The sequence below is a fragment of the Ruegeria sp. F5 genome, from assembly GCF_056533845.1.
In genome coordinates, this window is record NZ_JBQFOU010000031.1 from 1 (window position 1) to 19,765 (window position 19,765).

General features: G+C 58.2%; 18 protein-coding genes and 1 pseudogene. 13 read left to right on the forward strand and 6 right to left on the reverse strand.

Annotation, left to right across the window (positions count from 1 at the left end):
- The 9 genes and pseudogenes from ACR0K1_RS24085 to ACR0K1_RS24125 form a co-directional block, all read left to right on the forward strand.
- Positions 1 to 179: pseudogene (locus tag ACR0K1_RS24085) on the forward strand (D-glycerate dehydrogenase); the annotation flags it as partial.
- Positions 179 to 2,809, forward strand: coding sequence for a phosphoenolpyruvate carboxylase (locus ACR0K1_RS24090; RefSeq protein WP_480852133.1), 2,631 nt, complete (start codon positions 179 to 181; stop codon positions 2,807 to 2,809). The pseudogene ACR0K1_RS24085 and the gene ACR0K1_RS24090, both read left to right, overlap by 1 nt.
- Before the next feature lie 21 nt (positions 2,810 to 2,830).
- A complete protein-coding gene (gene glyA / locus ACR0K1_RS24095; protein ID WP_480617385.1) occupies positions 2,831 to 4,126 on the forward strand; it encodes a serine hydroxymethyltransferase in 1,296 nt (431 codons plus the stop codon).
- A gap of 18 nt (positions 4,127 to 4,144) precedes the next feature.
- Entirely contained in the window at positions 4,145 to 5,122 is a 978-nt protein-coding gene (locus tag ACR0K1_RS24100; protein WP_170694303.1) for an HpcH/HpaI aldolase/citrate lyase family protein, read from the forward strand.
- Positions 5,123 to 5,129: 7 nt separating this feature from the next.
- The gene (locus ACR0K1_RS24105) at positions 5,130 to 6,413 is read left to right on the forward strand and encodes a glycerate kinase type-2 family protein (RefSeq protein WP_480617386.1); all 1,284 of its coding nucleotides are present in this window, start codon (positions 5,130 to 5,132) and stop codon (positions 6,411 to 6,413) included.
- Positions 6,414 to 6,522: 109 nt separating this feature from the next.
- Positions 6,523 to 7,773 carry a sarcosine oxidase subunit beta family protein gene (locus ACR0K1_RS24110; protein WP_480852134.1) on the forward strand — a complete coding sequence of 417 codons (1,251 nt, stop codon included), beginning with the start codon at positions 6,523 to 6,525 and terminating at the stop codon, positions 7,771 to 7,773.
- 13 nt (positions 7,774 to 7,786) lie between these two features.
- The gene (locus tag ACR0K1_RS24115; RefSeq protein ID WP_480617390.1) at positions 7,787 to 8,074 is read left to right on the forward strand and encodes a sarcosine oxidase subunit delta; all 288 of its coding nucleotides are present in this window, start codon (positions 7,787 to 7,789) and stop codon (positions 8,072 to 8,074) included.
- Complete coding sequence (locus ACR0K1_RS24120; RefSeq protein WP_480852135.1) at positions 8,071 to 11,013, forward strand: sarcosine oxidase subunit alpha family protein; 2,943 nt, start codon at positions 8,071 to 8,073, stop codon at positions 11,011 to 11,013. Before ACR0K1_RS24115 ends, ACR0K1_RS24120 begins: the two co-directional genes overlap by 4 nt.
- Entirely contained in the window at positions 11,006 to 11,566 is a 561-nt protein-coding gene (locus ACR0K1_RS24125; RefSeq protein WP_480852136.1) for a sarcosine oxidase subunit gamma, read from the forward strand. Before ACR0K1_RS24120 ends, ACR0K1_RS24125 begins: the two co-directional genes overlap by 8 nt.
- A 9-nt stretch (positions 11,567 to 11,575) precedes the next feature.
- On the opposite strand, the gene ACR0K1_RS24130 is transcribed toward ACR0K1_RS24125, so the two are convergent.
- Entirely contained in the window at positions 11,576 to 12,445 is an 870-nt protein-coding gene (locus tag ACR0K1_RS24130) for a GlxA family transcriptional regulator (RefSeq protein WP_480617393.1), read from the reverse strand.
- A 58-nt stretch (positions 12,446 to 12,503) separates the two neighbouring features.
- On the opposite strand from ACR0K1_RS24130, the gene ACR0K1_RS24135 reads away from it, so the two are divergent.
- Entirely contained in the window at positions 12,504 to 12,689 is a 186-nt protein-coding gene (locus tag ACR0K1_RS24135) for a hypothetical protein (protein ID WP_170712893.1), read from the forward strand.
- A 31-nt stretch (positions 12,690 to 12,720) separates the two neighbouring features.
- Positions 12,721 to 13,350 (forward strand): XRE family transcriptional regulator, encoded by a 630-nt coding sequence (locus tag ACR0K1_RS24140; RefSeq protein WP_170713352.1) that lies wholly within the window; start codon positions 12,721 to 12,723, stop codon positions 13,348 to 13,350.
- Here ACR0K1_RS24140 and ACR0K1_RS24145 read toward each other — a convergent pair.
- Genes ACR0K1_RS24145 through ACR0K1_RS24165 form a run of 5 tightly spaced genes read right to left on the reverse strand, consistent with a single transcriptional unit; the run spans position 13,328 to position 17,681 of the window.
- A complete protein-coding gene (locus tag ACR0K1_RS24145; protein WP_480617396.1) occupies positions 13,328 to 13,825 on the reverse strand; it encodes a GNAT family N-acetyltransferase in 498 nt (165 codons plus the stop codon). The genes ACR0K1_RS24140 and ACR0K1_RS24145 overlap by 23 nt on opposite strands.
- A gap of 18 nt (positions 13,826 to 13,843) precedes the next feature.
- Positions 13,844 to 14,911, reverse strand: a complete 1,068-nt coding sequence (locus tag ACR0K1_RS24150) for a heme-dependent oxidative N-demethylase family protein (RefSeq protein WP_353013980.1) — start codon at positions 14,909 to 14,911, stop codon at positions 13,844 to 13,846.
- 13 nt (positions 14,912 to 14,924) lie between these two features.
- Positions 14,925 to 15,887 carry a PDR/VanB family oxidoreductase gene (locus ACR0K1_RS24155; RefSeq protein WP_170694312.1) on the reverse strand — a complete coding sequence of 321 codons (963 nt, stop codon included), beginning with the start codon at positions 15,885 to 15,887 and terminating at the stop codon, positions 14,925 to 14,927.
- Positions 15,884 to 16,480, reverse strand: a complete 597-nt coding sequence (locus tag ACR0K1_RS24160) for a dimethylamine monooxygenase subunit DmmA family protein (RefSeq protein WP_480852137.1) — start codon at positions 16,478 to 16,480, stop codon at positions 15,884 to 15,886. The genes ACR0K1_RS24155 and ACR0K1_RS24160 overlap by 4 nt, the downstream gene beginning before the upstream one ends.
- A 55-nt stretch (positions 16,481 to 16,535) precedes the next feature.
- Positions 16,536 to 17,681 carry an aminomethyl transferase family protein gene (locus ACR0K1_RS24165; protein ID WP_480617398.1) on the reverse strand — a complete coding sequence of 382 codons (1,146 nt, stop codon included), beginning with the start codon at positions 17,679 to 17,681 and terminating at the stop codon, positions 16,536 to 16,538.
- A gap of 341 nt (positions 17,682 to 18,022) precedes the next feature.
- On the opposite strand from ACR0K1_RS24165, the gene ACR0K1_RS24170 reads away from it, so the two are divergent.
- A complete protein-coding gene (locus tag ACR0K1_RS24170; RefSeq protein WP_170712938.1) occupies positions 18,023 to 19,396 on the forward strand; it encodes an ammonium transporter family protein in 1,374 nt (457 codons plus the stop codon).
- An 11-nt stretch (positions 19,397 to 19,407) separates the two neighbouring features.
- Positions 19,408 to 19,623 (forward strand): hypothetical protein, encoded by a 216-nt coding sequence (locus ACR0K1_RS24175; RefSeq protein WP_170694316.1) that lies wholly within the window; start codon positions 19,408 to 19,410, stop codon positions 19,621 to 19,623.
- The last annotated feature ends 142 nt before the right edge of the window (positions 19,624 to 19,765 follow it).

Below are 19,765 nucleotides of genomic sequence, written 5' to 3' on the forward strand. Positions count from 1 at the left end.
TGGATGTGTTCGACGGCGAACCGCGCATCAACCCCGACCTGCTGCAATGCGACAACCTGGTGTTGCTGCCGCATCTGGGCAGCGCCACGCGCGAATCCCGCGAAGCCATGGGATTCCGCGTTTTGGATAACCTGAGCGACTTTTTTGCGGGCCGCACTCCGCGGGATCAGGTGATCTGATGCAAGCACTGGCGCGGAATATTCAGCCCACCCCGGAACCTTCGAATTATGCCGAAGGGTTGCGCTCGGAACTGCGAGTGTTGTGGCGGAACATTTTGCTGAAACGGGCGCCCCACGTGACGACCTGGGCCGAGGCCACGCCGTTGCAACTCATCCCCACCGGACCTGAAGCAACGCCATACTTGCAGGCCCTGTCGATCTGGTTCCAACTGTTGCGCATCATTGATGAAAACGCAGAAGTCCGGGACCGTCGCCTGACCGAGACCCAAAACGGGGCCGAAGCGGTCGAAGGCGGATTCGCCGAGGTATTGTCTGACCTGTCCCTGACGGATCGCCAGACGGAAAAGCTGACCGCTGATCTGTGTGTCGGTCCCACCCTGACCGCGCATCCGACCGAGGCCAAACGGGTCACTGTACTGGAAATCCACCGTCGGATTTACCGCAACCTCGTCGGTCTTGAAACCCAACGCTGGACCCCGACCGAACGCGCCGAATTGCTGAATGGCCTGGAAGGTGAGATCGATCTTCTGTGGCTGACGGGTGAACTTCGCCTGACACGCCCAAGCCTGCACGATGAGATCGAGTGGGGGCTGCAATTCTTCCGGGATGCAATCTTTGACTCCGTCCCGCAGGTCATGGATCGGTTCGATCAGGCCTGCCTGCATGTGCTGGGCCAGACTCTGAACGAAAAACCCGATATCCGCTTTCACAGCTGGATCGGCGGCGATCGGGACGGCAATCCGAATGTCACGACAGAGATGACCGCGCTGGCTTTGCAACGCGGGCGTGAAACGGTACTGGACCTGTACCGTCAGGCCCTCGAACAGGCTGCAAGCAGGCTGAGTATCAGTGCACTCATATTGCCGCTGCCCGAGCTCAACAGGGCGCGCATACAAGAAATAACCGACCGGTCTCCGGATGCTGGCCGCAATCGAAACGAGCCGTTTCGGCAAGCTCTCAATGCCATTCGCCATCGGCTGACAGATGGCGGTTATGATCACATCTCACAATTCGTGAGCGATCTTGATGCGCTTGATAACGCATTGTGTGCGGTCAACGCCGATATTCTGGCGCGACGGCATATCCGTCCCCTGCGCCGTGCCGCGACGGTTTTTGGGTTCCGAACCACAACATTGGATATCCGCCAGAATTCGACCGTCACAACCGATGTTCTGGCCGAAATCTGGTCACAATCCGGGCAGGCTCCGGACTATGGTACAGCCGAATGGTCTGCCCGTTTGCGAACCGAATTGTCGGATCAGAACCTGCCTTATCAAAGCCGCGACGCGCTGAGCGATCAGGCACAGGAATTGCTCGCCCTTCTGGCGCTGGTCCACAGCGTGCGATCAGGGCCAGATCCCAAGGCAATCGGCCCGTTCATCCTGTCCATGACCCGTTCTGCCGATGATATTCTCGGCGTCTACCTGCTGGCCCGTTATGCCGGGTTCGGGTCCGAAACACTGGATATTTCGGTGGTTCCGCTGTTTGAGACGATTGCCGATCTGCGCAACGCCCCGGCGATCCTGCTGGATGTTCTGGGCGTTCCGCTTGCCCGCCGCAGCCTCAAAACCGACGGTAACGTGATCGAGGTGATGCTGGGATATTCGGACAGCGGCAAAGACGGCGGCTATTTCTGCTCAACATGGGAGCTGGAGCGAGCCCAACGCCGAATCGTGTCGGTTCTGGCCTCGCAAGGCTTCAAGGCCACATTTTTTCATGGTCGCGGTGGCTCGGTCAGCCGGGGCGGCGCACCTACCGGACGCGCCATCGCTGCGCAACCCAGTGGAACAATTTCTGGGCGGTTGCGCGTGACCGAACAGGGCGAGGTTGTTTCAACCAAATATGCCAACCGCGGTACGGCTGCGGCGCATCTGGAATTGCTGCTTTCAAGCACACTGCGCCATACCGCCAACCCCGGCGAATCCCCCTGCCGTCCCGAGTTCGACGACGCGCTGGATGCCCTATCGGAACTGTCGCAGACGGCCTATGTATCGCTTCTGCAGTTGCCGGGCTTTCTGGATTATTTCCAGCAAGCCAGCCCGGTCGAAGAGCTTGCCCGTCTGAAAATCGGGTCCCGCCCGACCCGCCGGTTCGGCGCGGCCAGTCTGGATGACCTGCGCGCTATTCCATGGGTTTTTGCGTGGTCGCAGAACCGTCACCTGATCACCGGTTGGTACGGGTTCGGCGCCGCCATGACCAGCTTTCGTAAATTCCGTGGCGCGCGCGGTGATGAAGTCTTGCAGGACATGTTCAATGATTCTCGCCTGTTCCGCCTCGCCGTCGATGAGATGGAGAAATCGCTCTATCAGGCGGATATGGATATCGCCGCACGATACAGCGAATTGGTCCCCGATACGGAGACCCGCCAACGCATCTTGCAGGCTATCAAAACGGAATACGACAGTGCCTGCAGCGCAGTGCAGTTTCTGACCGGCGGTCAGACCATCGGTCGCCGTTTTCCTCGTCTGTGCGAGCGGTTTGATCGTAAACGGGCCGAACTGGCCCGCATTCACGCGCTGCAAGTCGAACTGCTGCGACAAGCCCGAAGCGAGCCGCAGGCAGGATCGGTTCCTGTGCCTTTGCTGCAATCCATGAACGCTATTTCAGCTGGCCTTGGCTGGACCGGCTAACCCTTTACAGGAGGTTTCAACGTGAACGCCCCGCAACGCACCCAAGGTTTTTTCACCCAATCCCTGTCGGACCGCGACCCCGAGCTTTTCGGTTCGATCACATCCGAGCTGGGCCGGCAGCGGGATGAGATCGAGCTGATTGCTTCGGAAAACATCGTCTCTGCCGCCGTGATGCAGGCGCAGGGCTCGGTGATGACCAACAAATACGCCGAGGGCTATCCCGGACGGCGCTACTATGGCGGTTGCCAGTATGTCGATATCGCCGAAAACCTCGCCATCGACCGGGCCAAGCAGCTGTTTGACTGCGGCTTTGTCAACGTGCAGCCGAACTCGGGTTCTCAGGCCAACCAGGGGGTGTTCCAGGCGCTGATCAAACCCGGCGACACCATTCTGGGCATGAGCCTGGACGCCGGTGGACACCTGACCCACGGTGCCCGCCCGAACCAGTCGGGCAAATGGTTCAACGCGATCCATTATGGCGTGCGCAAACAGGACAACCTGCTGGACTATGATCAGGTCGAGGCGCTGGCAAAGGAACACCAGCCCAAGCTGATCATCGCCGGTGGCTCGGCCATCCCGCGCGTGATCGACTTTGCCCGCATGCGCCAGATCGCCGATATGGTCGGCGCCTACCTGCACGTGGACATGGCACATTTCGCCGGTCTGGTGGCGGCGGGCGAACACCCCAGCCCCTTCCCGCATGCCCACGTGGCCACGACCACGACCCACAAGACCCTGCGCGGCCCGCGTGGGGGTATGATCCTGACCAATGATGAAGATATCGCTAAGAAAGTGAATTCGGCGATTTTCCCAGGCATTCAGGGCGGCCCGCTGATGCATGTGATCGCCGCCAAGGCGGTGGCCTTTGGCGAGGCGCTACAACCCGCATTCAAAAGCTACATCCAACAGGTCGTGACCAACGCGCAGGCGCTGTCGGATCAGTTGATCAAGGGTGGTCTGGACACGGTGACCCACGGCACCGACACCCATGTGGTGCTGGTCGATCTGCGCCCCAAAGGCGTCAAGGGCAACGCCACCGAAAAGGCCCTGGGCCGCGCGCATATCACCTGCAACAAGAACGGCGTGCCGTTTGACCCGGAAAAACCCACAATCACCAGCGGCATCCGTCTGGGTAGCCCCGCCGGCACCACCCGCGGTTTCGGCGAGGTTGAATTCCGCCAGATCGCCGACTGGATCATCGAGGTGGTCGACGGTCTGGCCGCCAATGGCGAAGACGGCAACAGCGCCGTCGAGGCCAAGGTCAAGGCCGAGGTCGCAGACCTCTGCGCACGTTTCCCGATCTATCCGAACCTTTAGGACGAAGGACCCAAACCCATGAGTTTTCATTCCATTGACCAGGCCCCGGCCCGCCTGAACCGCAGCGAGCTGGCCGTTCCCGGCAGCCAGCCGGGGATGTTCGAAAAGGCCGCGCAGTCCGACGTGGACGTGATCTTCCTTGATCTGGAAGATGCCGTCGCACCGGACGAGAAAGAGCAGGCCCGCAAGAACATCATCCAGGCGTTGAACGACATCGACTGGGGCAACAAGACCATGTCGGTGCGCATCAACGGGCTGGATACGCATTACATGTACCGCGATGTGGTCGATGTGGTCGAACAGGCGGGCGAACGGCTGGACCTGATCATGATCCCCAAGGTTGGTACCGCCGCAGATGTCTATGCCGTCGACATGATGGTGACGCAGATCGAAGATGCCAAAGGGTACAAAAAGCGGATCGGGTTCGAACACATCATCGAAACCGCGCTTGGGATGCAGAATGTCACCGAAATCGCCGGGGCGTCGAAGCGCAACGAAAGCCTACATTTCGGTGTTGCGGACTATGCCGCTTCGACCCGTGCCCGCACAACCATTATCGGCGGCGTGAACCCGGACTATTCGGTTCTGACCGACGCGGACGCGGACGGCGGGCGCCTGACCCATTGGGGTGATATGTGGCACTATGCGCTGGCCCGCATGGTGGTTGCCGCCCGCGCCAATGGGCTGCGCCCGATTGACGGCCCGTTCGGCGATTTTCAGGACCCCGACGGGTATCGCGCCGCAGCCAAACGCGCCGCAGTTCTGGGCTGCGAAGGCAAATGGGCCATTCACCCCAGCCAGATTGCCTTGGCGAACGAGGTCATGTCGCCGTCGGACGCCGAGGTTGACAAAGCGCAGCGCATTCTTGTGGCAATGGCCGAGGCCGAAGCGTCCGGCAAAGGCGCCGTGTCTTTGGATGGTCGCCTGATTGACTATGCCTCAATCCGTCAAGCTGAAGTATTGGTTGAAAAGGCGGGTCAGATCGCTGCCGCATGAGCGCACTATGACTGGGCAATCCTCAATAAATCTGTGGGATAGCGCCGCAGCCATCTTCGCTGCGGCGGTCACCGCCGCAGATCCGGCGGTCTCGCTGCGCAGACGATTGCGGAGGGCACCATTTCCCGCACCAAAACAGGGCGGGCGCTGTATCCTTATCGCTGTTGGAAAAGCTGCGCCTGCCATGATGGCAGAGGCATTGCAACATGTTCAGGGCGACCACATCGCCCTGGCCGTTACACATGCTGAAAACCAGACCGATGTGGACGGAGCGACCGTGTTGACCTGCGCGCACCCCATCCCGGACGAACGCGGCCTGAAGGCCGGGAGACAGATCATCGCACTGCTCAAAGCAGCACGTGAGGAAGATCAGATTATAGCGCTGATCTCGGGCGGGGGATCGGCCTTGGTTCCCGCGCCTGTCAAGGGGTTGACCCTGTCAGACAAAATCACGGTCAACGAGGTTCTACTGTCTTCCGGGCTCGACATCGTGCGAATGAACCTTGTGCGTCAGCACCTGAGCCGAGTTAAGGGCGGTGGGTTCTTGCGACACGGCTCACCTGCCCCGGTCACGGCCTATATCCTGTCGGATGTGATCGGAGATGATCTGCGTGCCGTAGCCAGCGGACCGACCGCCCTTCCAATCGGAAGCCGCGCCGACGCCCGCAGAACCTGCACCGAGGCCGGTATCTGGCATCGGTTGCCAAAATCTGCCCGCGCCCATCTGGAACAAAACACTCATGAACAGGCCATAGCGCCTGAAGCAACCAATCATCTGATCGGATCGAACATGATCAGCCTTGAAGCGGCACATGCGTGTGCATCGCAGACCTATCGCACCGAAATTGCGTCTGACGCGTTGATCGGTGACGTGTCAGATGCCGCGGAACAGATTTTGCAAGCAATCCCGTCTGCCACTGCTGAGCGTCCAATCGCTCTGCTGTTTGGTGGTGAGACTACTGTACGCTTACAAGGCACCGGGCGCGGTGGGCGCAATCAGGAATTGGCATTGCGGGTCGCCCAACTGGCGGAGGGACGATCGATACCCGGCAACTGGGTATTTCTCAGCGGCGGCACGGATGGGCGCGATGGCCCCACCCCGGCGGCTGGTGCGATTGTGGATGCTGGGACGTTCGGCCGAATCCGCGCTTCGGGGCATGACCCTGCCGCCCTTTTGGCAAACAACGACAGTCACAAGGCGCTGACGTTGTCAGGTGACCTTCTGATAACCGGCGCGACCGGGACCAATGTTGCGGATATCCAGGTCTTGCTGCTTGGTACTGACACGTAAGGCGTTGTGAATTCGCCGGCCTTCAGGTCTGATTCAAAGCAATCGATGTCGGATTTGAGAGTATCAATTCAGATGATCTGCGTGGAATCTGACGAAAAAGGTCCGATCCATGCGATATTCTGGCTTCAAAGTCATCAAAGAGGCGCTTACCGGCCACAAAGGTTGGAAGCCCGCTTGGCGCGACCCTGAACCCAAACCGCACTATGACATAGTGATCATAGGCGGCGGAGGTCATGGTTTGGCGTCGGCGCATTATCTTGCCAAGATCTATGGGCACCAAAAGGTCGCGGTGATCGAAAAGGGCTGGATCGGCGGCGGCAATGTCGGGCGCAACACGACCATCATCCGCTCGAACTATCTGCTGGACGGGAATGAGCCGTTCTATGAGTTCTCGCTGAAACTGTGGGAGGGTCTGGAACAGGACGTTAACTACAACGCGATGGTCAGCCAGCGCGGGATCATCAACCTGATCCACTCGGACGCGCAGCGCGACGCCTTTATCCGGCGCGGCAACGCCATGATCCTGAACGGTGCGGATGCCGAGCTGCTGGATGCCGAGCAGGTGCGCAGGGAATATCCGTTCCTGAATTTTGACGACGCGCGCTTTCCGATCAAAGGCGGGTTGGCGCAACGGCGCGGCGGCACCGTGCGCCACGACGCAGTGGCCTGGGGCTATGCGCGGTCGGCGGATGGTTTTGGCGTCGATATCATCCAGAATTGCGAGGTTACGGGCTTTCGCATCGAAGGCGGCAAATGCCTGGGTGTCGAAACGTCCAAAGGGTTCATCGGCGCGGGCAAGGTTGGCTGTGCCGTTGCCGGCAATTCGGGGCGGCTGATGGGGATGGCCGGTATGCGCCTGCCCATCGAAAGCCATGTGCTGCAGGCCTTTGTTTCAGAAGGGCTGAAGCCGGTTCTGCCGGGCGTCATCACCTTTGGCGCCGGGCATTTCTATGTCAGCCAATCCGACAAGGGCGGTCTGGTCTTTGGCGGCGATCTGGACGGATATAACTCCTACGCGCAGCGCGGCAATCTGCCCGTGGTCGAGGATGTCTGCGAGGGCGGCATGGCGCTGATGCCGATGATCGGTCGCGCGCGCCTGCTGCGGATGTGGGGCGGGATCATGGACATGTCCATGGACGGCTCGCCCATCATCGACCGGACCGGCATCGAGGGGCTCTATTTCAATGGCGGCTGGTGTTACGGCGGGTTCAAGGCGACCCCGGCCTCGGGCCATTGCTTTGCACATCTGCTGGCCAGGGACGAGCCGCACCCGACCGCAACCGCCTATCGCTTCGACCGGTTCCGCACCGGGCATATGATTGACGAAAAGGGCATGGGCAACCAGCCCAACCTGCACTGAGGGGAACAGCACCATGATCATCCACCACCCCTTGCTGGGCCCGCGCGACAGCTCGGAATTCGTCTATCTGGGCGACGCATCCCTGATCGCGCGCCCCGACTGGCAGGCCGAAGATGCGGCCGAGGCGTTTTATGACTACGCCTATCTGCGCGACAATCCCGCAGGGCTTCATCGTGAGTTGTGGTTTCACGAAGGCGGAGACCGGTCTTGGCTGGTCGTGACGCGCAACACCGTGACGCATGAGATTACAGACGTGGAACTGGCCCGTGACGTGGCCCGGGCACAGGGGCGTTCAAAATGACGCAAGACAACAGACTGAGCGGCGGTCAAATCGACCGCACCAAATCCCTGAGTTTCAAGTTCGACAACCGCAGCTACACGGCACATCCGGGCGATACACTGGCCTCGGCCCTGCTGGCCAATGGCCTGCGCCTGATGGGGCGGTCGTTCAAATACCACCGCCCGCGCGGCGTGCTGACCGCCGGGTCCGAGGAACCCAATGCCATCGTCGAACTACGCTCGGGAAATCGGCAGGAGCCCAACACCCGCGCCACAACGGTCGAGATGTTCGACGGGCTTGAAGCTCGATCGCAAAACCGTTGGCCCAGCCTGAAGTTCGACGCGCTGGCGATCAATGACAGGTTCTCGAATTTCCTGTCGGCCGGGTTTTACTACAAGACCTTCATGTGGCCGGCGTCGTTCTGGGAAAAACTCTATGAACCTATGATCCGCCGCGCCGCCGGTCTGGGCTCGCTTTCGATGCAAGAGGACCCGGACGAGTACGACAAGGGCTTCCGGCATTGTGACCTGTTGATCATTGGCGCGGGTCCGTCTGGCTTGGCGGCGGCGCTGACCGCTGGTCGGGCCGGGTCGGACGTCATCCTTGCTGATGAGGATTTCGCGCTTGGCGGGCGGCTGAACAGCGAGACATTTGCGCTGAACGACAACCCGGCTGACGAATGGGTGACACAGACAGTGTCTGAACTTTCTGCAATGCCGAACGTTCGCCTGATGCCCCGTACAACTGTCATCGGGGCTTTTGATCACGGCATCTATGGCGCGGTTGAACGTACCGGTGACCACATTGCCACTTTGCCTTCTGGCAAGCCCCGGCAAATCCTGTGGCGTATCTATTCCAAACGCGCCCTACTGTGCGCGGGCGCGACCGAACGACCCATCGCATTTGAGAACAACGACCGCCCCGGTGTCATGCTGGCCAGCGCGATGCGCACTTATGCCAACCGGTTCGCGGCGACAGCGGCGCAGCGCGTGGCGATTTTCACCAACAATGACGACGGCCATCGCACCGCCGCCGATTTGCATGCCAAGGGCGTCAAGATCGCGGCCGTGGTGGATGTTCGACCGGATGCGCCGATCAGCTACGAATACGAAGTGCTTGCGGGCGCGCAAGTCGTCGATACCAGGGGACGTCTGGGACTCAGCTTTGTCGAGGTCAAACTGGCCGATGGGTCTAAGCGCACGTTGGACTGTGGCGCGCTTGGCGTGTCCGGTGGCTGGAACCCAAACGTGCATCTGACCTGCCATCAGCGCGGGCGTCCGTCGTGGAATGAGGATCTGGCGGCCTTTGTCCCGGGCGCTGACCTGCCGCCCGGCCTGACAGTCGCCGGGGCGGCCAACGGAACGATGTCAACGCAGGGCGCGTTGCACACTGGTGCCCAGGCGGCGGCCGAGGCGTTGGACCTTGGCGCGCTGCCCGATCTGCCCAAGGCCGAGGATGCTCCCATCTCGCAAACGCCCTTCTGGTATGTTCAGGGCTGCGCCCGCGCTTGGCTGGATCAGCAGAACGACGTGACGGTCAAGGATGTGAAGCTCAGCCATCAGGAAGGGTTCCGCTCGGTCGAGCATCTGAAACGGTACACGACGCTGGGCATGGCGACCGATCAGGGCAAGACCTCGAACATGGGCGGTCTGGCGATCATGGCGGAACTGGCGGGGAAATCCATTCCCGAGACCGGAACGACGATCTTCCGCCCGCCCTATAGCCCCGTGCCCATCGGCACCTTTGCCGGGCGGATGAAAGGGCCCGAATTCCACCCGACCCGCCTGACGCCTTCGCATTACTGGGCCAAGGAACGCGGCGCGGTGTTTGTCGAGGTCGGCAACTGGCTGCGTGCGCAGTGGTTCCCCCTGCCCGGCGAGACGCATTGGCGCGACTCCGTTGACCGTGAGGTGCGCCAGACTCGCGCCTCGGTGGGCGTCTGCGATTGCACAACGCTGGGCAAAATCGACGTGCAGGGCACAGATGCGGCGGAGTTCCTGAACCGGATCTACTGCAATGGTTTCGCCAAGCTGGCTGTGGGCAAAACCCGCTATGGCCTGATGCTGCGCGAAGACGGCATCGCGATGGATGACGGCACCGCCGCGCGTCTGGCCGAGGATCACTTCGTGGTCACCACAACAACAGCCAATGCGGTCAAGGTCTATCAGCGTATGGAGTTTGTCCGGCAATGCCTGTTCCCGGACATGGACGTTCAACTGATCTCGACCACCGAAGCCTGGGCGCAATATGCTGTCGCTGGTCCCAACTCACGCAAGCTGCTGCAAAAGATCGTTGACCCGGCATTCGACATCTCGAACGAAGGGTTTCCGTTCATGGCCTGCGGGAACATCACCGTGTGCGGCGGACTACGGGCGCGGCTGTTCCGGATATCCTTCTCGGGCGAGCTGGCGTTCGAAATCGCGGTTCCCTCACGCTATGGCGATGCGTTGATGCGGCGTCTTATGGCCGAGGGCGCAGAGTTCGATGTTGTGCCCTATGGCACCGAAGCTTTGAGCGTCATGCGGATCGAAAAAGGGCACGCCGCCGGCAATGAGCTGAACGGCACCTCCACGGCGCTGAACCTTGGTATGGGCCGGATGGTGTCAAAGAAGAAGGACAGTATCGGTTCAACCCTGTCCGAGCGCGAGGGGTTGAATGAGGCTGACGCGTTGAAAATGGTTGGCGTCAAACCCGTAAGTGCCGCAGACAAGATCACCGCCGGCGCGCATCTGATGGATGCATCCGGCCCGGTCGATGCGGCACATGATCAGGGCTATGTCACTTCGGCCGCGTTCTCGCCTTCGCTGGATCGTCACATCGGTCTGGGCTTTTTGAAGAACGGCGATGAGCGCCAAGGCGAAAAGATGCGCCTTGTGTCGCCTTTGACCGATCTGACTGTCGAGGTCGAGATCGTCTCGGCCCATTTTGTCGACCCCGAGGGAGAACGGCTTCGTGCATGATCTTGTTGCAATAACCGCCCTGGGCGGATCTGACCCTCGTGTTGACACGGTCGCAAGCGTCACCTGTACCGAGGTGCCCGCCATTGCGCTGGCCTCGGTCGCGGCGCGTGCCGGTCGCGAAGACGCGGCCCGGACGGCGCTGGCCAAGCTGATCGGCGCATCGGCCCCCGATGTGGGGCAAGTCGCGGGCGACGTGATCACGGCCTTCTGGACCGGACCGGATCAGTGGATGGTCGAGGCCCCGTTCGATACTCATGAAGAACTGGCGCATCTAACGAAAGACCGTGTCGGCGACACTGCGTCCGTTTCAGAACAGACCGATGCCTGGACTCGGTTCGATCTGGAAGGTGCAGACGTTCTTGTGGTTCTGGAGCTGCTATGCAATCTGGATTGCCGAAAAATGGGAGCGGGCGAGACGGCCCGCACTTCGATCCATCATCTCGGGTGCTATGTATTGTTCAGGTCCACTGCATCGTTTAGCCTGTATGGTCCTCGTTCTTCGGCCGGGTCTTTGCATCATGCCATTGTGGCGGCGATGAAATCCGCTCTTTGAGCGTCTCGCTCAGCTTGAAGGCAGCGGTGCGTTGTCTTCGACTCGGAAGCGGTTAATGCGGCGGCGGTCTTCGCTGGGGCTTAGCCCGAAGGCGGATCGGTAATGTGTCACTAATGGTGTGACCGAGCTAAAGCCGATGGCGGCTGCGATGTCGGCAATGGGGTCTTTAGTATAGACCACCATCTGTCGTGCCGCCTTCATGCGCATGGCGCGGAAATAGTGGCTGGGGCTTTGACCGGTCGCCTGTTTGAAGGCGCGCTCAATTTGGCGCGGCGTGACACCGGCCTGCTGTGACAGTTCGGCAATCGACAACGGATCGCCAATTCGGCTGGCGTATAGCTCAACGCATTTTGACACAAGCGGCGGCAGCTTTTCACCCGTGTCGGGCCTGCTGGTATCTGGAACCTGTTGGCGTACACCTTCACCTCGCATCAGCGGGTGCTGAAACCAGCAGGCCACCTCATGCGCGACATCACCACCCAGACGATCCTCGATCAGGTGCAGCGCCAGATCGAACGCGGCCGCAGCCCCCGCTGCGGTGTAGCGAGAGTTGTCCGTTACAATAACCTCGCGCCGGGCGTCCATGTTCGGAAACTCGGCCTCAAAGGCCGCCTCGTAACACCAGTGAACCGACACCGGATGACCATTCATGACGCCTGAGCGGACCAACGGAAACACGCCTGCGCTGATCCCGCCCAGAATTGTTCCGTGGCGCGCCAGCATGCGTAATGCTCCATCACCCTGGGTCGGATTCTGAAACTTTGAAGTCGGGCTGCTGAGCAGGAACAGAATATCAATCGACTGGCAGTCGGACAGGTCGCGCTCAGCCTCGAACCGGACATTGGCGCTAGATCTGACTTTGCCCCCGTCTTCCGTCACCAATGACCAGCAAAATGCCTCTTGTCCCGCTATTTCATTTGCCGCTCTCAAAGGTTCAATGACCGAAGTCAAGCAGGCCATCGGAAATCCGTCGAACAACAAGAATCCAATCTCGTTACATTTTTCTACCAGCATGATTATTTTACTATCAGGAAAAATAGGTGCTATGATAGCCCGAATTGGATTGGCTGAAACGGCGCAGCTGCTTGCGCCGTTGGTTCGGACAAGTGTAGCAAGGCATTGAAGGCGAAACATTGAAAAAACGCGACACAGAAATGGTGGGAAATCTGACTCAGGATCCGCATTCCGTTCGAACGAGTGAACGTGAAAAGGTGCTCGAAGTAGCGATTGGCCGCGAGGTCCGAGCCTTTCGTAAACAGCAAAACATCACCGTCGCTGAAATGGCCCAACTGACAGGATTGTCAATCGGCATGTTGTCGAAGATCGAAAACGGCAACACGTCGCCCTCTCTGACGACGCTGCAATTACTCGCCGACGCACTTTCGGTTCCTCTGACCAGCTTCTTCCGCCAGTTCGAGGAACGCCGGGAAGCCGTTCACACAAAAGCAGGCGAGGGTGTAGAGCTTGAGCGCGAAGGAACCCGCGCCAATCATCAATACAATCTGTTGGGTCATATTGGCGCCAACGGGTCAGGCGTGATTGTCGAGCCGTATTTGATCACGCTCACCGCAGAATCCGATGTCTTTCCGACGTTCCAGCACGGTGGGATTGAAACAATCTACATGTTGGAGGGAGAAGTCGATTATCGCCACGGAGAAAAGAACTATCCATTGAAACCCGGCGACACCCTGTTTTTTGACGCGGATGCCCCGCATGGACCAGAGAAACTGGTCAGCCTGCCGGCAAGATACATTTCTGTGATTAGCTATCCGCAGACAAATTGACCGGCTTGCGCATCAGGAAATCGGTGGGTTTATCGTAACCTTCGTGCGTTCCCGTACTCACGATCGTGAAACCAAGGCGTGAAAACACGCGATGATTCTCGGTGAGTTCGATACGGGTTTCCAACTCAAGCTCGGGCAATTCAAGGGCCGCGGCCCGACGCGCGGCATGGTCGACCATCGCCGAACACAGGCCCTGCCCGCGCATCCGCTCGTACACCGCCAGTTTTCCCATATACAGCCTGCCAGACTTTGGCATTAGGAACATGCAGCCAATAAGCGGACGGCCAATAACCCAAATTTCACCCCCGGCATGACAATGTGCCTGCATACCTTCAACAGTCAGCCGATGGACGGAGGACGGTGGGTCGATCCGGCCATCCATGTATCGGAACGAAGAACGCAGTAAGGCTAATACGTCATACACGGCAGAGTCGTTGCCGAGTACCTGCCAAATTGTCTTGTCCGGACCAGTCATGACCGCCGCGATACCCGTTTACTTTGACAAAGGCGGTTCCGTTTCCAGATCCGGCCACACACCCGGTGAGGTTGGAAGACCGTCGTCAAACTGGCTGAGGTAGTCCAGCATCATTGGACGGTTGTCGATAAACCCTTTGTAGGTGGCCAACTCAACCGGAAGATCGCGGATGACACGATGCAAGCGGCGACCCCATTTCGGTACCGTCATCAGATCCTGAAAACTGCACAGATAACAGCGAATCGGAAATACCAGCGCGTTGGACCGTGGCAACCGGAAGAAGGTCTGTAGCTCAACCCGAAGATGCTGCTTGTGAGCGATGTTCTCAGGCGTCAACGTAGTCTTCTGAATACCCCATTTGTGATAGTTCTCCGGGCTGGTATCCAGCAAAGGATTCACTGTCATCGTCCAGTTCAGACGACGCGCCGGTGCCCCTTGCTGAATGTTCAGCAGGAATTTCAGCGCGCGCTTGAAAATTCCCATCTCATGGGCTTTCGGAACTGGCGCATGCCATTCGAAAAAGTTCATGCCGATGTCGAAATCCAGGCTCCAGTCTGCCTGGGTCGTTACCATCCCGGCATCCATCCACAACATCTCATCCCGCTGATCCAGCACAGCGAAATCGCCCTGTGCCTGTCGCGTGATGTATTCCATCGGACCGTATGGCAGGGTGGTTTCGTCCATGAAGGTAAAACTGTGATCAATGCCTAGCGGCTTGTTAATCCAGCGCCACTGATTGCCGTTGCGGTGCAGCTCGAACAGGTCAGGGTAGTCTTCCGACTTGCTGACCATGATCAGTTCCAGCAGGTCCCAACCCGCCAAGGTCATATGCGGCAGTGACTGACAACGCAGAGGGTCTTGATCCAGAACGATGGCCCGGTCTTTCATTTCCGAGACATAGTGTTCGTCTACATCGAACCGCATTTCATAGACCGAGCCCTCGGGTCCGCCCCTGTGCTGCTCCATGTTGACCGAATACATATAGCTGTCTTCGTGAAACGGGAAAGGAAAGCGTTTGATCGCCCATTCCGAGTTGTGGAACGTATAGTCGTCGCGGAAGGACTCGTCGTTGAATTGAATGGTCATGTTGGGCCTCCTCTCAGCGGTCCAGCACGAGGGACTGGCCCTCGAAACGCGATACGCAAGGCATGATTTTCTTGCCTGCTGCCTTTTCTTCGTCCGTCAGCCAGTGATCGCGATGAACAAAGTTTCCGTCGTGATCCAGCACAACGGTTTCGCATTGACCACAGGCCCCGCCACGGCACAGATACGGCGCATCCACGCCTTCGCGTTCGATGGCTTCCAGCAGGCTTTCGTTCTCACCCACATGAATGACCTTGTCCGATGTTGCCAAGCGCACTTCGAACGGTTTGCCGGGCTGCGGTGCCAGAAACTCTTCGTAATGCACGCAATCCTCGGGCCAGCCTTCGGCAGCAGCAGTGCCGCGCACCCAATCGATCATGCCTTTGGGGCCGCAGACATAGACATGCGTGCCCAAAGGTTGCCCGCTCAGCAGGTTTTTCAGATCGATCTGTTGATTTTGGTCGTCATAGTACAGATGTGTTTCGTTTGGATGCCTGTCTGTCAGTTGATCGGCATAAGATGCCAACGCATTGTTACGGCACGCATAATGCAGTTCCCAATGACCGTGCAGAAGTTCTAGCTGTTTGATCTGCGCCAGAAACGGGGTGATACCGATGCCACCGGCCAGAAACAGGTGCTTGCGAGCCCGCAGATCAAGCGAGAACAGGTTGACCGGATAGCTAATGGTCATTTCATCGCCCAGTTTGACCTGGCGGTGCATGAACAACGAGCCACCCCTGCCCTGATCGTCGCGCCGGACCGAGACGGTATAAGACGACTGATCAAACGGGTCGGACATCAGGGAATACGGGTTAAGCCGCGTGATACCACCGTCCTGCATTTCGACAACAGTATGCGCTCCGCCCGAAAAGGTCGGCAACTGACCACCATCAACGCGTTCGAACCGGAATCGCGTCACCAATTCGTTTAACGGGGTGATTTCGGTCACTTTGACCTGAATTTTCTCGGCACCACTCATTCGTAAATCCCCTTCGGCTCAGGCACATTACCATGGTCCTCGGCATCAACGCGGACACCCTGATAAGCGGCAAGACGGCGGGAATAGTGGTCGCGTACAAACAGATTTAGCCCACAGTGCGCGCAGATAAACGGATCGACCTCGACATCTTCGGTGACGCCTTTGCAATGCACGCATTGCATCCGGCGCGCGACCGAGCCGCGGTGTTCGGTCTGAATCGCAGTATGCGGAAGACCGACGGCCATCACCTCGTTCATGGCCTGCCCCATCATGCCCTCGGTGCCGGTTAGATAGACCTGCAATCCCATATGCGCGTCCTCTAACACGCGGCGAATACGGTGCAGCGCGGCTGAATAAGACGGACCTTCGTAGAATTGCGCAGGGTTCAGCGCCTGCAGCTTTTCCGAGAAATCCGTGCCTTTTGGGATAAAGATCAAATGGGTTTTAGCCGTCAGATCGGGTGTCGCTATGTCAAGGATGGCTTCGGCCCCTTCGGCCTCGGCGATCATGAGGTGATGTTCGCCCGGGCGAACCTCTAGCGTTCCCCAGACCGGGCGGCTTGCGATTGACTTGGGAAATTCGAACTTTGACATTGTGCCCTCAAACAGGAAAAGGGCGCCACGGTGTGTCCGTTGCGCCCCCTGAAACTCAGCCTTTTGCGGTTCTGATCGATTTGTCCTGATCGTAGAACGGCATCTCTTCCGCAGTCGCCGCTATTTCTGTCCCATCGCCGTTGCGGACCGTCAGCTGGGTGCCGGGTGACGCGCAGGCAACCGGCATCCGCGCGATACCTACATTGTGCCCATTGATTTCGGAATACATGCCGAAGGTGACAACACCGACCTTTTCGCCGTTCTGCAGCAGGTCAGCACCCTCTTCCGCCGGTGTGGTGCCGTCCAGTTTGACACCATAGATCTTGAACCGTTCTTTGCCTTGCGAGGCGTAGTGGTTCTCGGCGCCGATAAATCCGGTCTTGCCCGGTGAAACTGTGAATTCCAGACCCAGCTCCCACAAAGTATCGCCGCAGGTTTGGTCGTCGAATGGATAGGTTTCCGAGTTGTCCCCAGGATAAAACAGCAGGTAGCTTTCGGTGCGCAGCAAATCGAGCGTCGAGAACTGGACCGGAACAATGCCCATGTCCTTGCCTTCGGCAAGGATGTTGTCCCACAGATGCACAGCGTGCTTGGCCTGGCAGAAAATCTCATACCCGCGCTCGCCGGTATAACCGGTCCGCGAAATCATCACCGGGCAGCCATAGAGTTTGGTCTGCATGATGCCAAAATAGGCCAGTTCCCGGATCCCCGGAACGTGTTTGGCCAAGAAATCCACCGCTACCGGACCCTGCAGCGACATGTCGTGCATATCATCGTCAAAAATGACCGAACAATTCTTACCAGCGGCCACCGATGTCAGCTGTTCCATCCCTGTCCCGGTGCCGTGCACGACAAGCCAGGTGTTCACCGACAGGCGGTAGATGATGCAATCGTCGACAAACTTACCTTCGGAATTCAGGATCGACGCATAAGTCGACCGGCCCGGCATGATTTTTTCCACATTCCGCGTAGTGACACGGTCAATGACATAAGCCGCATCTTCGCCGACCACATGAACCTTCTTCAGACCTGACACATCCATCAGCCCTGCCTTGGTGCGGATCGCCTCGTAATCTGCTTTTGCGCGTTCCGGGCTGTGGTCATAGAACCACGCGGTTCCCATACCGTTCCAGTCTTCCAACTCGCCGCCGATCTCGGCATGGCGCTGCGCAAGGGCGGACGTCCTCCAAAGAATGGCCATTGTTCAGCTCTCCCGTTGATTGCTTTTTGTTGACCATATTGAGGCCGAAGTCGGATCGAAAATCAACACCTCTGTGCAGATTTTTTTCCTGTTGGGAATATTAGCCTGCAATTTTCGCACCCTGGGTAGGGTGCGCGAGAGTTACATAAGTGCTTATTTATCAACGCTATAGCCACTTGGCTGGCATCAAAAAACCTGCGCGAATTACTGGTCTTAAAGAGGTTTGCCCCACATATCTATTGACAGGTCGTGAATGAAATTGTCCCCTGAGTGCACAATTATTCCCGGCAGGAAATTTCTCACAGAAAGACCTCCTGCTGCAACAACAGGGAGACTACGAAGTGGATGGTAATCTAAATGCACTCACGACGGTCTTTACCGAGTTCTATTACTGGGTAACGGTCGTATTCATGTTCCTCATCCATGTGGGCTTTTGCATGTACGAGGTCGGTGCCAGCCGTGCCCGTAACCATATGCACACATTGATGAAAAACATCATGATCATCCCGCTGGTGACGGTCACGTTCTTCTTCTTCGGCTGGTGGATTTACTGGGCCTTTCCGAACTTTCCGTTCTGGGGCGGTTTAGATACTGAAGCGGGCGCTGCAAATCTGCCATGGGCCGACACCATGGCGACCAATCTGGGCGACAGAATCACCGGCGTCTTCTGGGCGGCGTTCCTGCTGTTCTCGTGGACGGCAGCCTCGATTGTATCTGGCTCTGTGATCGAGCGGATTAGATCTTCGGCCTTGTGGGTCCATGCCGTGATGATTGGTTCAGTCTGGTGGATCATCGACGCCGCGTGGGGTTGGCACTACGGCGGTTGGATGGTGCGCGTTCTTGGGTACCACGATGCTTACGCATCCGGGGTTATTCACGCAATCGCAGGCGGTTACGCACTTGGGGTGATCATGGTTCTGGGTCCCCGCCTAGGCAAGTTTGCCAAAGACGGAACCCCGCGGGATATTCCGCCACATAACCCTTGGCTACTGACAATCGGGATATTCCTGATCTACACGGGTTTCTGGGGCTTCTATGCCGCATGCAATGTTCCCGCGATATCTCCGGAAGCAATTGACGGTCAGATTACGGGCGTCACGTGGACTGCGACCAATATCTATCTGGCTCCGACCACGCTGTCCGCGATTACCTTCAACTTCCTGATGTCTCTGTCTGGCGGGTTGATGGCAGCGTATGTTGTTTCCAAAGGTGACGCGTTTTGGACGTTCTCGGGCGGACTGGCAGGTATTATCACTGCATCTGCGGGTAACGATCTTTATCACCCGGTGCAGGCAATGATCATCGCCGCGATCGGTGTCGTGATCGTGTACAAGCTGCACTATTGGGTCGAGCGTCGGTTCAAGCTGGATGATGCCGTTGGTGCCGTTGCTGTGCATGGTTATGCAGGATTCGTTGGCCTGGTGATTTCTGGCTTTGTCCTGTGGGGCGTACCTTCTTCGCCATATGAAGGCTATGCAACGATCAACCCGGTCGGCCAGATCACCGGCGCGGTCATCATGTTCTTTGTTCTTGGCTTCTTGCCTGGTTGGATTCTTGCGAAAATCCAGTCGGCCGCAGGTGTTCTTCGAATTCCGGAAGAAGTCGAACTTCAGGGCCTCGATTACGCTGAACACCATGCCTATGAGGACGCCAAAGCCGCGATCATTGCAGCCGACAAAGAAGAATTGGCTGCGCGTGGCGTAGCAGCTAAGTAAGGGAGAAAGATATGTCTACAAATGGATATACAAACTGGGCCGTGGATCTGGCCGAAGTCGGACCAATCTATCCCTTCCAAGGTTACGAAGTTCTGATGGTCATTGTGGGCGTCGTATTCTGGATCGGCTGGCATCGCATCCAATTTATCCGAGAAGGTGAACACCTCGAGAAGGCCCGCCACACTGGCGACGAAGAAAAAGTGAAAGCACAGCTGGAACGATACTGATCCGGCTTTGAAAGCTGGCAATGGGCATAAATCTAAATTCTTGCCCATTGCCTCTCAGGAAAATTTATTTCCTATGATTATTGATGTCCGTTTGAATTGTTGGTACCGTAGAATCATAGCGAAACACACAAGGAGATCTGCC